The organism is Streptomyces sp. LBL (assembly GCF_029893585.1).
GTDB lineage: Bacteria > Actinomycetota > Actinomycetes > Streptomycetales > Streptomycetaceae > Streptomyces.
In genome coordinates this window covers 95,369-110,985 of sequence record NZ_JARXYX010000022.1, presented here as the reverse complement: position 1 = coordinate 110,985, position 15,617 = coordinate 95,369, and the positions used below count along the sequence as shown (strand labels likewise).

11 protein-coding genes are annotated in these 15,617 nt (G+C 70.1%); 6 read left to right on the top strand and 5 right to left on the bottom strand.

What is annotated here, in order from left to right; genetic code table 11:
• Positions 1 to 208: 208 nt before the first annotated feature.
• The 3 genes from M2271_RS25845 to M2271_RS25835 all read left to right on the top strand — a co-directional run bounded on the left by M2271_RS25845 (position 209) and on the right by M2271_RS25835 (position 7,144).
• Positions 209 to 2,236, top strand: coding sequence for an AAA family ATPase (locus tag M2271_RS25845; protein WP_280889720.1), 2,028 nt, complete (start codon positions 209 to 211; stop codon positions 2,234 to 2,236).
• 436 nt (positions 2,237 to 2,672) lie between these two features.
• A complete protein-coding gene (gene dnaE, locus M2271_RS25840; protein WP_280889719.1) occupies positions 2,673 to 6,125 on the top strand; it encodes a DNA polymerase III subunit alpha in 3,453 nt (1,150 codons plus the stop codon).
• Positions 6,126 to 6,247: 122 nt separating this feature from the next.
• Entirely contained in the window at positions 6,248 to 7,144 is an 897-nt protein-coding gene (locus M2271_RS25835; protein ID WP_280889718.1) for an ImpB/MucB/SamB family protein, read from the top strand.
• Between the two features lie 328 nt (positions 7,145 to 7,472).
• Here the strand turns inward: M2271_RS25835 and M2271_RS25830 are convergent, their stop codons facing one another.
• From M2271_RS25830 to M2271_RS25820, 3 genes are all read right to left on the bottom strand, one after another.
• Positions 7,473 to 8,075: a HutD family protein gene (locus tag M2271_RS25830; RefSeq protein WP_280889717.1), complete on the bottom strand. Its 603-nt coding sequence runs from the start codon at positions 8,073 to 8,075 to the stop codon at positions 7,473 to 7,475.
• Between the two features lie 204 nt (positions 8,076 to 8,279).
• Complete coding sequence (locus tag M2271_RS25825) at positions 8,280 to 8,444, bottom strand: TetR-like C-terminal domain-containing protein (protein WP_280889766.1); 165 nt, start codon at positions 8,442 to 8,444, stop codon at positions 8,280 to 8,282.
• Between the two features lie 57 nt (positions 8,445 to 8,501).
• Entirely contained in the window at positions 8,502 to 9,035 is a 534-nt protein-coding gene (locus tag M2271_RS25820; protein WP_280889716.1) for a TerD family protein, read from the bottom strand.
• 510 nt (positions 9,036 to 9,545) lie between these two features.
• On the opposite strand from M2271_RS25820, the gene M2271_RS25815 reads away from it, so the two are divergent.
• Positions 9,546 to 10,280, top strand: coding sequence for a flavodoxin family protein (locus M2271_RS25815; protein ID WP_280889715.1), 735 nt, complete (start codon positions 9,546 to 9,548; stop codon positions 10,278 to 10,280).
• 315 nt (positions 10,281 to 10,595) lie between these two features.
• Here the strand turns inward: M2271_RS25815 and M2271_RS25810 are convergent, their stop codons facing one another.
• Positions 10,596 to 12,620, bottom strand: a complete 2,025-nt coding sequence (locus M2271_RS25810) for an FAD-dependent oxidoreductase (RefSeq protein ID WP_280889714.1) — start codon at positions 12,618 to 12,620, stop codon at positions 10,596 to 10,598.
• 300 nt (positions 12,621 to 12,920) lie between these two features.
• On the opposite strand from M2271_RS25810, the gene M2271_RS25805 reads away from it, so the two are divergent.
• Both M2271_RS25805 and M2271_RS25800 read left to right on the top strand, forming a co-directional pair.
• Positions 12,921 to 14,834 (top strand): NAD-binding protein, encoded by a 1,914-nt coding sequence (locus M2271_RS25805; RefSeq protein ID WP_280889713.1) that lies wholly within the window; start codon positions 12,921 to 12,923, stop codon positions 14,832 to 14,834.
• A gap of 85 nt (positions 14,835 to 14,919) precedes the next feature.
• Positions 14,920 to 15,369: an N-acetyltransferase gene (locus M2271_RS25800; protein ID WP_280889712.1), complete on the top strand. Its 450-nt coding sequence runs from the start codon at positions 14,920 to 14,922 to the stop codon at positions 15,367 to 15,369.
• A 13-nt stretch (positions 15,370 to 15,382) separates the two neighbouring features.
• Here M2271_RS25800 and M2271_RS25795 read toward each other — a convergent pair whose 3' ends face one another.
• The gene (locus tag M2271_RS25795; protein ID WP_280889711.1) at positions 15,383 to 15,514 is read right to left on the bottom strand and encodes a hypothetical protein; all 132 of its coding nucleotides are present in this window, start codon (positions 15,512 to 15,514) and stop codon (positions 15,383 to 15,385) included.
• Positions 15,515 to 15,617: the final 103 nt, after the last annotated feature.

The window sequence follows — 15,617 nt, the reverse complement described above, 5'->3', positions numbered from 1 at the left end:
CAATTGGCGATATACGGAACGGCGGAATGCATGATATGCCATACGGTCAGCCGTCATGGATTCAGTCGTAGGGTCATGGCTTACCAAGTAAGTCAAGACTTATCTTCAGGGAGCTTTGACCGTATGGTGTGGCTCGAATCGAAGGAGCCCCCTGTTGTCGAAAATGAATGATCCCGCTGTGCGTGCGGTTGAATCGGAGCGGGATTATGTGTCCTCCTTATATGAGTTGCTCACCGAGCGGCTTTCCGAGGCGCGAGTACACCGAGCGAGTGTGCTGAAGGCCCCGGCGGAAAGCGCCGGTGAGGCATACGAGAGAGAAATCGCCGCCGAGCGCCTGGCCAAGGAAATCGGCCGGCTGGAGGGCGCCGAAAAGGGGCTGGTCTTCGGGCGCATCGACTGGACGGACGGCACGGCCCTGCGCATCGGGCGGATCGGACTGCATACGGAGGAGGATGACCTGCCTCTGCTCGTGGACTGGCGCGCGAACGCGGCGCGGCCCTTCTACGAGGCGACACCGGTCCACCCGATGGACCTGCGGCGGCGCCGGCACCTGCGCCTCGAGGAGCGCACGGTCATCTCGGTGAGCGACGAACTGCTGGACGGGACCGCCCCGACCGACGAGGACGTCGTGGGGGACGGCCCGTTGACCGAGGCTCTGTCGGCACGGCGTACGGGCAGGATGCACGCGGCCGTCGCGACGCTGCAGGCCGAGCAGGACGAGATCGTCCGCTCCGCCCACCGCGGGGTGACCGTGGTGCAGGGCGGGCCCGGCACCGGCAAGACGGTGGTCGCCCTGCATCGGGCGGCCTATGTCCTGTACGCGTTCCCGCGCGCCGCGGAGGAGGGTGTCCTGGTGGTGGGCCCGAACGCCCGGTTCCTCGACTACATCGCCCAGGTCCTTCCCTCGCTCGGAGAGAACGACGTCGTTCTGGCGACCTGCCGGGAACTGGCCGGAGTGTCCACGGACACGGTGGACCCGTTCGATACGGCGCGTCTCAAGGGCAGCTCCGACCTCGCCGACGCCTTGGCCGGCCTGCTGCGCGTCCACCAAGCCCCCGCCGGTGACTTCACCGTGCGGGTCGGACAGGAACTGGTTCACCTGTCCGGCGAGGGAGTCGCCACGGCACGCGACGCCGCCGTGGCAGCCGCACCGGGGCACAACCCCGCGCGCCAGGTGTTCAGGGAGCTCTTGGTCGACGCCGTCACCGACGCGATGCAACGAGACATGGGTGACCTCCTGGAGCAGATCGACGCCGATGCCGCCAGGATGACGGGCATGGACCTCGACCGGTTCACGGGAGTCGCCCAGCGCCGTGCCGAAGGTGCGGCCGACTCGGGTCCGGTCCACGAGCTGGACCTGGACGCCATCCGAGCCGATCTCCTCGACGACGCCGGCGTCGACCGAGCGGTCGAGGTGTTGTGGCCGCGGCTGGTACCCGGTGACCTGGTGAAGGCGCTCCTGACGAACGCCGGCGCTCTCGCCGAGCGCCTGCCCCGCCTGACCGCGCAGGAACGGTCCCTTCTGCTGCGCGGTCCGGACGACCCGTGGACCGATGCCGATGTGCCGTTGCTGGACGAGGCGGCGAGCCTGGTCGACGGCCCTCCCGAGCGGACGTACGGGCACGTCGTCGTCGACGAGGCGCAGGAACTGACCGCCATGCAGTGGCGGATGATCGTCCGCCGCTGCCCGGCAAGGGCGATGACGCTGGTGGGTGACTTCGCCCAGGCAGGCCCGGTCGCGACAGCACGCGACTGGAAGGAAGCACTGAGCCCCCACGTCGGACCGCGGTTCACACTGCACAACCTGACCGTCAGCTACCGCACCACGCAGGAGATCCTGGAGAGCGTCCGGGACCTGCTCACGCGGATCGCTCCGGACCAGAAGCCCACACGGTCACTGCGAAGCGGTGAGAGCCCTCGCACCGTGATCACACCTCCGGACGGGTTGGTCACCGCCGTCGTTCAGGAACTCCGCGCCCAGAGCACCGCGCACCCGGGCGAGCTTCTGGGAGTGATCTGCGCGGACACCAGGGTGAGCGAGCTGACGGCCCAGGGCATCGCTCACCACGCACGCGTCGTGCCGGCGTCCGAAGCACGCGGCCTGGAATTCGACGGGGTCGTCGTCATGAACCCCGAGGAAATCATCACGGCCCGCCCCGGTGGGGAAAGGGACTTGTACGTAGCCCTGACCCGGGCCACCAAGCGCCTCTGCACCATCACCGTCAAGCCCGCCTGATGGGAGCTGCCGGGTCGTAGAGACTCGGTGCTGTAGCCGCCAGTGGGCGCACCCGGCGCGGTACAGACACCGGCCCGCGCACACGGGGCTGCTCGTCGCCACCTCGATCTTCGGTGCGCCCCTTGGTCGACGCCACCGTCCGCCCGTTACGGAAAGCGACGTTCGGCCTGTACGTCGTTACTCGTTCGCTCGTCTTGAGGCGCTGAATCACCGTGGCGCGAGGCGTCCCGTGGAGGTGCATTCCTCCAACTGCTCCGCCTGCCTGAGGAACTGACGGGGTGGCGCCTGTCTCCGTCATCGCCCCCTCGCCAAATAATCGCTGATGTGTTCGAATCATGTCGCTGACCGGGGCTGATGGGGTTAGAGTAATCGAACGGGAGTACGATGAACCTATCGGGCATATAGCTCAAAAGGGGTGGAGTGATGGAGGTGCGACATGGCGGGCTTCGCCCATCTGCACGTCGCGTCCGGTTACTCCGAGCGCTACGGCGCCGCCCACCCCGAGCATCTCGTCCTGCGGGCCGCCGAGCGGGGCGTGACGGCGCTCGCGCTCACCGACCGTGACACGGTCACTGGTGCCGTGCGGTTCGCGCAGGCATGCGCCGGAACCGGGGTCCGGCCGGTCTTCGGTGTCGACCTGGCAGTGGAGGCCCTTGCGCCCCCGCCGCCCGCCCAGCGGCGCCGCACCCCGGCGCGCGGTGGTGCGCACGTTGTCGAGCCGCCACTGCGGTTCACGCTGCTCGCGCAGAACCGGGAAGGATGGGCGCGGCTGTGCCGCATCACGTCGGCCGCCCACGCCGGTACCGCGTCCGGCGCGGCACCGGTGGTGGTGCCGTGGGAGGCGCTGCGCGAGTACGGCGGCCCCGGTCTGACCGTACTGCTCGGGCCGCTCTCCGAGCCGGCGCGGGCCTTGGCGGCCGGCCGTGAAGACGTAGCGATGAAGCTGCTGGCACCGTGGCAGGAGATCTTCGGTACGGGGGTCAGGCTGGAAGCCGTAGTGCACAAACGTTTCGGCACTGGACCTGGATCGCTCCGGCTGGCTGCCCGAACCCTGGCGCTGGCCGACCGCACCCACACCACCGCGGTGCTCTCCAACGCCGTCCGCTACGCCGACCCCGACCAGCACCGCCTGGCCGACGTCCTGGACGCCGCACGGCTGCTGCGGCCCATCGACCGGCGCAGCCTCGACAGCGGGCAACGCTGGCTCAAGGGAGAGTCGGCGATGACAGCCGTCGCGCAGCTGGTCGCCGAATGCGCCGGAGCGGATGCCCGGCGGGCCCGCCGCCTGGTGGCGGACACCACGGCCACCGCAGCCCTGTGCGCCGTCGACCCCGGAGCGGATCTGGGGCTGGGCAGGAGGCACTTCCCGGAACCCGCGCTCTTCGGCGCCGAGCCCGCAGGGGGAGCGGCACGACTGCTGCGCCGGCAATGCGAGGCCGGCCTGGTCCGACGGGGCCTGGACCGGGACCGAGCGGCGCTCGACCGGCTGGACGAAGAACTCGGGGTGATCTCCCAGCTGGACTACGACTCGTACTTCCTCGCCGTCGGCCAGGTCGTGGCCGACATCCGGGCCAAGGGCATCAGGGTCGCGGCCCGCGGCTCGGGCGCCGGCTCGATGGTCTGCCACGCGCTGGGCATTGCCACCGCCAACCCGCTCGACCACCGCCTGCTGTTCGAACGCTTCCTCAGCGTGCGCCGGGCCTCGCTGCCCGACATCGACATCGACGTGGAATCCGCCCGACGGCTGGAGTGCTACGACACGATCTTCGAACGGTTCGGCAAGGAACGGGTGGCGGTCACCGCGATGCCCGAGACCTACCGGGCCCGCCGGGCCCTGCGCGACACCGGCCTCGCTCTCGGCATCGCACCCGCGGACGTCGACCGGATCGCCAAGAGCTTCCCGCACCTGCGCGCCTCGGACATCACCAGCGCCCTCGCCGAACTGCCCGAACTGCGGCAGTTGGCGGCCGAGGCGGACCGGTACGGACCGCTGTGGGAGCTCGCCGAGGGCCTCGACTCCCTGGTCCACGGCATGGCCATGCACCCCTGCGGAGTGGTCATCAGCGACGCGACCCTCCTGGACCGGTTGCCGGTGCAGCCCACCCCTCAGGGCGACTACCCCATGGCGATGGCGGCGAAGGAGGAGATCGAGGCGCTGGGCAACATCAAACTCGACGTCCTGGGGGTGCGGATGCAGTCCGCGATGGCCCATGCCGTCGCCGAGATCGAACGGACCACCGGCAACCACATCGACCTCGACGACCCCCAGCAGGTCCCACTCGACGACGTCTTCGCCTTCAAGCTCATCCAGGAGAGTCAGACCCTGGGTCTCTTCCAGCTGGAGTCACCCGGCCAGCAAGATCTTCTGTCCCGGCTGCAGCCACGCGATCCGCAGGACGTCATCGCCGACATCAGCCTCTTCCGCCCCGGCCCGGTCGCCGGCGGCATGCCCGAGCGGTACATCGCCGCCCGCCACGGCGGCACACCGTCGTACGCCCATCCGGACCTGGAGCCGGTGCTCGCCGACACCTACGGCGTGACCATCTGGCACGAGCAGATCATCGAGACCCTGTCGGTCATGACCGGCTGCGACTACGCGCTGGCGGAGATCGCCCGGCGAGCGCTCGGCGACAAGGAGCGGCTGCCGAAGATCAGAGACTGGTTCCACGGACTGGCACGCGCACGTGGCTACGACGCGGCCGTGCGGGACGAGGTCTGGAAGACCGTCGAGGCCTTCGGCGCCTACGGCTTCTGCCGTGCCCACGCGGTCGCCTTCGCCGTACCGGCCCTGCAGAGCGCCTGGCTCAAGGCGCACCATCCGGCCTACCTACTGGCCGGCCTGCTCGAACACGACCCCGGCATGTGGCCCAAACGCGTCCTCGTCTCCGACGCCCGTCGGCGCGATGTCCCCGTCCTGCCCGTCGACATCAACCACTCCCAGGTGAAGCACACGGTGGAGAAGACCGACGGCGAGCGGTGGGGTGTACGCCTTGCTCTCTCCGCGGTGCACGGCATCAGCGAGGACGAGTGCGCCCGGATCGAGGAGGGGCAGCCGTACGGATCACTGTCGGACTTCTGGCAACGGGCCCACCCCAGCAGACCGATCGCCGAACGCCTCGCCGAGATCGGCGCCCTGAACTGTCTCCACGACGGCCGGCTCACTCGACGTGACCTCCTGCTCCAGATCGCCGAGTTGCATCGGCAGTCCCGCAACCGGACCGCAGGTTCAGGTCAACTCCCCATCGACACAGGTGCTGTCGGAGGGGCTGAGCCGAGCGGTCTGCCGGAGATGACCGGACGCGAGGCCCTGAGCGCCGAGTTGAGCACGCTCGGCATCGACGTCTCCAAGCACCTGATGGAGCACCACCACAGGCTGCTGCGCGAGATCGGCGCGACCGACGCGGCCCACCTGGCCGGACTGCGCGCCGGCCGGCAGGTCCTGGTCGCCGGGGTACGGGCCTCCACCCAGACCCCGCCGATCGCCAGCGGCAAGCGCATCATCTTCGTCACCCTGGAGGACGGCTCCGGCCTGGTCGACCTGGCCTTCTTCGAGGACTCCCACCCTGCCTGCGCGCACACCGTCTTCCACAGCGGCCTGCTGCTGGTGCGCGGCACGGTCCAGGTGCGCGGCACCCGTCGTACCGTCGTCGGCACCATGGCCTGGGACCTGGACGAGATCGCCGCCGCCCGCCGCGACCACGGCCCCGAGGCCGCCCTCGCGCTCCTCGGCGAGAGCCACCCGCGCCCGACCCCCGCCCAACCGCGGCGCACCCTGGCCAACGGCACCACCGGCGCCCGCCTCCACCCCTACGCCGACCTCCAGCCCGCCGGCACCCGCTCGGCCGACCTGAAGAAGTTCGGCCACCGCAGTCCGGGGAGCGCGGGGTGAGCGGGGTGAGCGGGGTGAGTGGGGTGAGCGGGACGACCACACGTCAACGGCACATTGCCCACCTCCACCTCCACCTGCCCGCCGCACTGACCGAGTCCCAGTACGGTGACATAATCGAACTGATGTCTGGTATCACTCCTCATGTCCAGGCCGTCCCGCCAGGCGCCGTCCAGCTCGACCTGACGTCGGCACTCAGATACTTCGACCTGTCTCCCTACGACGTGGTCCAGTTGGCGAAGATGAGACTGAAGGCCCTCTACGGCATCGACAGCAGCGCCGGGCTCGCGGGGAACCGCATGCTGGCGGCCATGGCGGCCGACGCGTCCGCCATGGGAGACACCACCTGGATCCCCACCGGTCACATGACCGACTGGCTGTACCCGCGGCCGGTCACCGCGCTGCCCGGAGTCGGCCGCACCATGGCGGAAACGCTTCACCGACACGGCCTGCACACCATCGGCCAGATCACCGACCTGCCCTCGGTGACCCTGCAGCGGCTCCTCGGCGTCGGCCAGGCGCGGCTGTTGGCCGAACGCGCCCGCGGCCACGACCCCCGCCCGGTCGTCCCCGCGGAACCACCGGCGCACCTGATCGCCGACCTCGTGCTGGAGCGGGACTGCCTCGACCCGGCACAGCACCACCGTGCAGTGCTGGGACTCGCCGAACGGATCGGTGGGCGCCTACGCGGCGAAAACGAGATCGCGAGCCGGCTCACCCTCACGGTGCGGTACGCCGACCGCAGCTCCACCACGCGCGCCCACACCCTGCCGGAACCCACCAACCACTCACCCGCCCTCGCCACGGCCGCGCTGAGCCTGCTGGCCGGTCTCGGATTGCAGCGAGCGAGAGTACGCGCTTTCGTGATCCGCGCGGACAATCTGCTGCCGGCCGACAGGGCCTACCGTCAGCTCTCTCTGGACCCCGGCGATGCCCGCGCCCGCGCGGCCGAAGCCGCCGCGGACCGTGCCCGTCGGCGCTTCGGACCGGAGGCCATACGTCCAGCCGCGCTGGCGAACTGACCGCTTGTGCCAAGAACGACTGGTTCCTGGCGAAGGCGGTCATGAGGCATGGTGTTCCCGTCCCCTTGATCACATTGCGTGAGAGCAGGACCCGAGGTAGCTGTGGGATGAGTTCGCTGATCCAAGAGCTGCGTCGGAGGGAGGCGGCCGCGCGGGACCAAGCGGCCGGGCTCCGGCGTGAGATCGATGCGTTGAACGAGCGTCTGGCGGAGGCGGAGGCGGAGGCGGAGGACGACGACACCGGTGCGGCGTGCGCGCCACGATGCGGGAGCCTCAGCACATCGCCGACACCGAGCGGAGACGACCGGGTGGGCGCTGGTTCCCGCCGTCAGCACACCGCGGTGATCGTGATCCCGGCCACCGTGCCGTCGCCCCGCAGAGTCAGCGCCGCCGGGCCGTCGTGACGCACGCAGTCGAGACGGCCGAGCGTGGTCTCCCGGCCGCCGGGTCCGCCGACGGCGATCCCGTCGGTGACGGCCATGACGAGTAGGGTCTCGCCTGCGGCGCAGGCCATCTCGGCCCCCCGTGCGGCGGCGACGGTAATGAGCCGCAGCTGTGCCGTCGCACGGCTCCTGCGGGTCATCACATTCATATTGCGGACCGCGCCCGCCTCCAGCCGACAGTCCGTCGCCGCGTCGCCGGAGAAGGCGAAGGGACTCAGCGGCCCGACTGGATGCGCTGTCCCGTCCACCGTCAGCACCATGCCCTCGCCCTCGACGAGGGTGATCACGCGGTCGATCCCGGGAAAGGCGGAGAAGGGGCCGCCCGCGTCCACGTCCGCGACACTGACCCGCCAGTCGTAGCCGTCCGTGATCTCCGTCGAGGCCATGGGCGCCTGCACGGCGCCCGACGCGACCTCTCGGGTCACACCGCCGCCGTTCTTCCACGGCATGCTGCGGTATTGGCTCCAGCGCAGAGCATCTCCGCCCATCCGACGCCGCCTCCTTCCTCCGTTATCCGGTCGGCTGCCCTCACCGGCGAACCCGGGCCGCCGGCCTCCCGGCTGTCGGACCGCAGGAGCGCCCAGGCACGTGATCATCGACTGCGCGGCCAGCCTACGCGCCGACCACACGCGGAGGGTGGGGTGCCTGACCGGACAGGTCGAGTCCCGAGGCTCGCGAGCCGGAGGATCACCTCACGTCTTGGCGTGCTGGGTGTCGGCGGGGTGGTGGGCGACGAGAAGTGGCCAGGTCAGTTCGGCCATCTCGGTCGGTGTGCGGGGGCAGTCGCGTTGAAGCCAGTCGGTGGCCACACCGAGCAGTGCGCCGGCGGTGAACGAGGCGGGTACGTCGTGGGGGATGTCGGTCGACGAGACGCTGTCCGGCGCAGCGCCGGCGTTCTCTGCGCTGTTCCCCGGTCAGGTCTGTGGGGCGCTGCCCATTTCCGCGGTGAAGAGCACGGGGTCGCTGTCGAACCCGCGGACCATCTCGTGAAACTCCCAGGTTCCGGAAGCGTCCCGGGTGAACTCGGCGACGGTCACCGCGGTGGATCCGGAGACTTGCGCGAAGTCGTCCTTCAGGAGCTCCTTGTACCCGTTGACAACCAGCACTCCGGCGTTCGATATGTCGCCGAACGTCTTGGGGCCGCTGTTCTGGTGGATCGCCACGCCTACGATCACCCGTGCGAAGGAGGATGCGAGGCGATCGAGCTCCAGGGTCATCGCTTCGACGTAGCCGAAGCCCTGGCCGGTCTGGCTGTGCCGGCTCATGTTGATGGTGCCGTCCGGCGAGCGGCTGTCGAAGTGGACGACGTACACGGGCCGCCCGTAGGGGGCATCCGTCGAGTAGGTCGTGGCGATGATGTCGAGATGGTGAGGCGGCTGATTCCAGGGACTCGGGTCCCACTTGAGTCGCACCTCGGCCTTCCCCAGTCCCTGGCTGTCACTGCTCACCGGATTGCTGCCTCTCCCATGTCAAGCACCACGGGATGTTCCTCCCGCAAAATCAAGTATGGCTCTTGGCCAACCTGTTGAAGCGTCTTGCGGCGGGCTCCTTCGACAGGCAGTCCGGGTGCCGAAGATCCGGTGGAGGCGCGCACCGAGTCGGAAGTGACGGCGTGATGCGGATGAGCACGCGGACACGGCGGTCGGCGCGTCAGTCGTGTTCGGCGGCACCGGTCGACGACTCCGCGTGCTCATCCGCAGACCGCTGATGCCGCGGTTTCCGTCCCGGGTCCCGCCGGGCCGTAGCGCTGCTGCATGGTTCACGACCGACCGGGGTCTGAGGCCCCGCTTCTGGGCCCTCGGCCCTCGGGGCGGGAGGCGGGCGCGCATGCCGGTGGAAAGCACCGTGTGCCGGTGCGTCGTAGCGGGACAAGGCGCGCATTCCGCGAGACGCTTCCGCCGGGACGGCGCGGAGACGCCGCCTCACCGCCCCTTTTCGCTCTCCTGCCGGAGGCCGCCATGGCAGCATCGCCCTCCCCAACTGAGGACAGTTACCGATTCGACGACCTGCGTGCGCTCTTCATCAACTGCACACTCAAGCCGTCCCCCCAGCTCAGCCACACCCAGGGGCTGATCGACAAGAGCCGGGCGATCATGGACGCGCGTGGGGTGACCACGGACGAGATCCGGGCCGTCGACCACGACATCGCTCCCGGTGTCTATCCGGACATGACCGAGCACGGCTTCGCCACGGACGCCTGGCCCGCGCTGTACGAGAAGGTGATGGCCGCGGACATCCTCGTGCTGGCGGGGCCGATCTGGCTGGGCGACAACAGCTCGGTCACCAAGCAGGTCATCGAGCGGCTCTACAGCTGCTCCAGCCTCCTCAACTCCGAAGGCCAGTACGCCTATTACGGGCGGGTCGGCGGGTGTCTGATCACCGGCAACGAGGACGGGGTGAAGCACTGCGCCATGAACGTCCTCTACAGTCTCCAGCACCTCGGCTACACCATCCCGCCGCAGGCGGACGCGGGCTGGATCGGAGCCGCAGGGCCCGGGCCGTCGTACCTGGACCCCGGCTCGGGAGGCCCGGAAAACGACTTCACCAACCGCAACACCAGCTTCATGACCTGGAACCTGATGCACCTGGCGGCCCTGCTCAAACGCGCCGGAGGCGTTCCGGCCCATGGCAACCAGCGCTCGGAGTGGGACGCCGGCTGCCGGCCGGGGGCAGACAACCCCGAGCACCGCTGAGCCAGGTCAGGAACCCGGGGCTCCTGCCGGTTCGTCTCCAGCCCGGCGCCCAAGCACCGGGCTCAGGAAACTACGGGCCACTGACCCGTCCCGGGTGACTCGCCCGGGTGATGCCGGTGGCGGGAGGTGCTGCCGGAGCAAGCGCGGCAGCTGCCCGTCCAGCCGAACGCCCGCTGCCCAAGCCGAAGGGCAGCGGGCCTGCTGATCGGGCCTGCCGATGACGGGTCGCGTCAGGATCCCGCTACCACGGATACGAACCCGGGGACGGGCACCACGGGTTGACGGTCCGCGTGCTCGGGCGGACCGTCGCACAGGTCACGAGGTGTGGACCTCCAGGGCGGCGCGGACCGCCGACTCCAGGGCGCCCTCGATCCAGGCCGGCTTGAGGGAGGTGTGGTCACCCGCGAAGTGCAACGGGCCCTCGGGTGCGGGGATGGAGGTCAGCAACTCGGTGTGCTGGCCGGGCAGCAGTACGGACGCCTCTCCGTAGGCATAGGGGTCGCGCAGCCAACTCTGGGTGCGTCCGGCGCCGGTGTAGAAGACCTCGACGCGTTGGCCGTAGACCTCCTGCAGTCCGCACAGGGCGTGCGGGTAGCGGGCCTCGTCGTCCAGGGAGTCCCAGCGCAGTGCGTCGTCCGCCCAACTGTAGGAAGCCAGCACCACACCGCCCGAACTGCCGGGCACCGGGTGGGAGGGGTTGTACATGAACCGGTTGGCGCTGTCCGACACCGAGCCGCCGCCCACGACGTGTGCGGCCTCGGGCTGGTCGCGGGAGACGGCACGGTTGGCGGCGTAGTGGGTGCGCTGGCCCGGGGTGATGTGGCCGGCCGGCACGGAGGGATGGGCGCCGAGCAGGCTGCCGTCGGCGGGTGCGCGGCCGGTGCGGTAGGCGTCGTACAGCTTCGGGTCGATCCGGCCCAGCTCGCGCTTCCAGTCGGCCTCCGTGAACTCCCACCAGCGGCGGCTGAACTCCAGCAGCACCTTCGTGGCGCTGTCATAGTGCAGTTCCGTGACCGCGCGGCGCTTGCGGTACGACATCAGGGGGCTGATCTGTACGTGCCGCAGACCGGAGAAGGGCACGGTGACCACGGCGGCGTCCGCGGTGAACTGCTCGCGCACCACCGGGCCGTCGCGCCCCTCGGAGACCGTGTCCACCCACACCTGGGGGCCCTTGGCGCCGACGTGCGGGGTGCCGGAGGAAGGGCGGTCGGGATCGTGGTACTCGACGCGGGTGACCCGGCGGTCGAACCGGACCGTGTCACGCACCTGCGCCAACAGCGCGTCCGGCAGCACCGCCGTGCCGCCCGCCAGCTCCCAGAAGGCGGTGTCGGGGCTGATGAGGGAGGAGCCGATGAAGCTGTGGATGAACGACAGGGGCAGGCGTGACGTGAGGTTCTCCAGGGTGCCGATCAGGTCGACCGTGCGCTCGTCCAGCCCCGCGTGCTCGGTCAGGAAGCGGAACATCGACCAGTCGCCGAACCGTTGGATGACCCGGGCCCAGCCCTGCACGCGTTCCGGCAGCGGTTTGTCGACCCGCTTGCCGCCGGCGTCCACGGTGCTGAACTCGTCGCGCACCGGGTCCAGCACCGACCGGAGGATGGCGGCGGCGGGAGTGTCCCAACGCGCGCGCGGCACGCCGAAGGACCGGTTGATACGGCGGGGCGCACGGGCGTACTCCTCGCGCCGCATACGGACGCCGTTGACGTAGATCCAGGTGCGGTTGGCGGGCCGGCCGTCACCGTCGACGTCGACGTAGTGGAAACGCTGCTTCTTCAGCTTCAGCTGGTCGATCAACCCCATCACCAGCGGGTGGCTGCCGGGCAGCCGCATGGCACCCGCCTCGGCGTACTGGCGGGGATCGGCGAAGGGCTGCGCCCCCCGTTCGTGGCCGCCGCGGCGGAAGGTCTTGATGCGTCCGCCCGCCCGGTTGCCGTTCGCCTCGAGGACGGTCACGTGGTGGCCCGCCCGCTTCAGCAGCAACGCCGCCACCAGACCGGCCGGGCCGGCCCCGACGACGAGGACCTTCTTGGGCGTGGCCGTCCGCTGAGCGGGCAGTCCGTCCTGGAGTACGCGCTCGTAGCGTGGGACCAGGGGCTGGTCGTGGTCGTCCACGACCAGCAGGGCCCGGGCAACAGCCAGGCATCTGTCGAAGTCCGCGCCCTGGGCGGGCGCCGGTGCGGCCGGTGCGGCCGGGGCGGCCGGGGCGGCCGGGGCGGGCAGCGCCGCGGCGGGCGCGGCGGCGGCCAGAGCCGTGGCCGCCGCAGTCGTACCCGCCGCCGTGGTGAAGCTGCGCCTGGACAGACCGGAACCTGCCGAGACGGCCTCGTGATCTTCAGTCATGAGGCACTTGTATCGTTCGGCCGATCCGACCCGCCCACCTGCGCCGCGGCGTTGACCCGAACGAGCGATGTCGAGGTCAAACTGCTGACGTCCGTCGGGCGGCGGGCGGAGCGGCTCCTTCGGCGACGTCCCCGAAGGGATGAAAGACAGACGATGATCCGCGTGTCACGGCCGTCCCGTCGGCACACTCCCAGGTGGTCGCACGGTCGTGCGGCCGTGCGCGGTCGGTGGGGGAGCGGGCGGGGCAACCGGAGCGGCAGGGCTGCCGCCGCCGGAACCCCCGCGGAACAGGGGGCAGGCGTGGAACAAAGGGCTTCACTCAAAGGCAGGGCCCGCTACTGGTTCGACACCACATTGACCCGCGGCACCTCCGCGCTCGTCGGCTGGCTGGCCCTGGGCTGCCTCGCCCTCGTCCTCCCGGCGAGCGCCGTGCTGGTGTGGACGGACCCTCACGCGCCCGCGTCCCGCTCGGGGAGGCTGGCAGCGATCTGGCGTCTCACCGGCGAGACACTGCGGCTCGGCGGGGCGACAGGCCCGCTCCTGCGCGTGCTGATGTCGGTGCTGCTCGCCCTGGTCGCCCTGGTGTACGTCTCCACTCTCGTCGGTCTGATCACCACCGGACTCACCGAGCGGCTCACCGCGCTGCGGCGGGGCCGCTCCACCGTCATCGAGCAGGGGCACTCCGTGGTGCTGGGCTGGTCCGAGCAGGTGTTCACGGTGGTGAGTGAACTCGTGGCCGCCAACGCCAACCAGCGGTACGGCGCGGTGGCCGTGCTGGCGGACCGGAACAAGACCACCATGGAGGAGGCCCTCAGCAGCAAGATGGGGCCCACCGGCCGTACCCGCCTGATCTGCCGCAGCGGTCCTCCCACCGACCCGGCCCTGCTTGCCCTGACCAACCCCGGCGCGGCCAGCGCCGTTCTGGTGCTGCCCCACGACGATCCGTCAGCAGACCCGGAAGTGGTCAAGACGCTGCTGGCGCTGCGGTCCGCACTCGGCGCGCAGGAGGGTCCACCCGTCGTCGCCGCTGTCAGGGACGACCGGTACCGGCTGGCGGCCTCTCTCGCCGCGGGAACGCGCGGCATCGTCCTGGAAAGCGACGCGATCACCGCCCGGCTGATCGTCCAGTCCGCCCGCCGTCCTGGACTCTCGCTGGTGTACCGCGACCTCCTGGACTTCGCCGGAGACGAGTTCTACCTCACCTTCGATCCGGCCCTGACCAGCCGCTCCTTCGGCGACACCCTGCTGGCCTACGCCACCTCCAGCGTGGTCGGCCTGCTGCGTGACGGCAGACCCCTGCTGAACCCGCCGCCGCAGACCCTGATCAAACCCGACGACCGGCTGATCGTCATCACGCGGGACGACGACACCGCGCGGCTCGACGACTGCTCCGGGCTGGTCGACGACTGCTCCGGGCTGGTCGACGAGTCGGTGATGACGCCCTGGAAGCCGGCGAACGCCCGGCCCGAACGGGTCCTGATCCTCGGCTGGAACCGACGGGCCTCGCTCATAGTCGACCAGATGGGCCGGTCTGCCGTGCCCGGCTCGGCCATCGCCGTGGTGGCGGACCGGAACGAGGTGACGGCCGAGCAGGTACGGGACGCCGGTACCGGCTTCGCACCCCGGCTGACCATCACCTTCCGGCCCGGAGACGTCACCCGGCCCGAGACACTCAGGTGCCTGGAGATCGACTCGTACGACAGCGTCGTCGTGCTCGGCCCGGACCCCGTCCCGGGACAGCGGCCCGACGAGGCCGACAACCGGACCCTCATCACGCTCCTCGTCCTGCACCTGCTGGAACAGGAGACCGGACGGGAGCTGCCGGTGGTCACCGAGATGATCGACGACCGCAACCGGGCGCTGGCGCCCATCAGTCCCGGAGCCGACGTGATCATCAGCGGGAAGCTCATCGGCCTGCTGTTGGCCCAGATCTCCCAGAACCGGCACCTGGCCGCCGTGTTCGAGGAACTGTTCTCCCTCACCGGCAGTCAGATCCACCTGCGACCGGCGGCCTCGTACGTCCTGCCCGGCTCTGAGTCGTCCTTCGCCACGGTCGTCGCAGCGGCGCGGCAGCGGGGCGAATGCGCCATCGGCTACCGCCGCCACGACCGGGCCACCGCCGCTCCCGACCACGGAGTGCGTATCAACCCGGACAAGAACGAACGACGCCACTGGACCGAGCGCGACGAGGTGGTCGTGATCGCGCAGGACTGACGCGGCTTCTCACGGCATGACGGCGGCCTGAGACGGAGCTGAGGGTCGACCTGAGAGGGACCCTGAGGTAGGTAGCGTGCGCGCCATGACGAGCGAGGAGATCCGGCCCGCCACGGCGGCCGACGTACCGGCGGTGAAGGCGGTGACGGATGCCGCGTATCGGCGTTACATCGAGCGCATCGGGGTGGTGCCGGTGCCCATGGAGGCGGACCACGCGGCGGACGTGGCCGCGGGGAAGGTGTTCGTGACGGGTGATCCCGTCGTCGGCCTGGTGGTGGTCGAGACGCGCGCCGACCACCTGATCCTCGACAGCATCGCCGTCCACCCCGACGCGCACGGCACCGGCGTGGGACGGCGGCTGCTGCACTTCGTCGAGGCACGCGCGCGTGCGCTCGGCCTGTCCGAGGTCAGGCTCTACACCCACGCGATGATGTGGGAAAACCAAAAGCTTTACCCGAAGTTCGGTTACGAGGTCGTGGAGCGGCGCGGCGACGGGCCGTACGACCGTGTTCATTACCGAAAGCGGCGGGACTGAGGGGTTTCGGCGCTCAGCCGTCCGGCCACCAGGTGCGCGCGATGTCCTTGCGGACCTCCTGACGTCCCGCGGGGCGGTCGTCGGCCTCCTCGCGGACCCTGGAGTCCGTCTTCCTCAGGGGCTTCTGCACGGTCACACGGCGCATGGCTGCCTCCTTCGCGGTCTACGAGTTCCGCGTTTTCACGGAGGTAGACCCGTGCAGGGAGAGTTCCTCATCGATTGCCGTTCTGTCAGTGGCCGCTGTCACG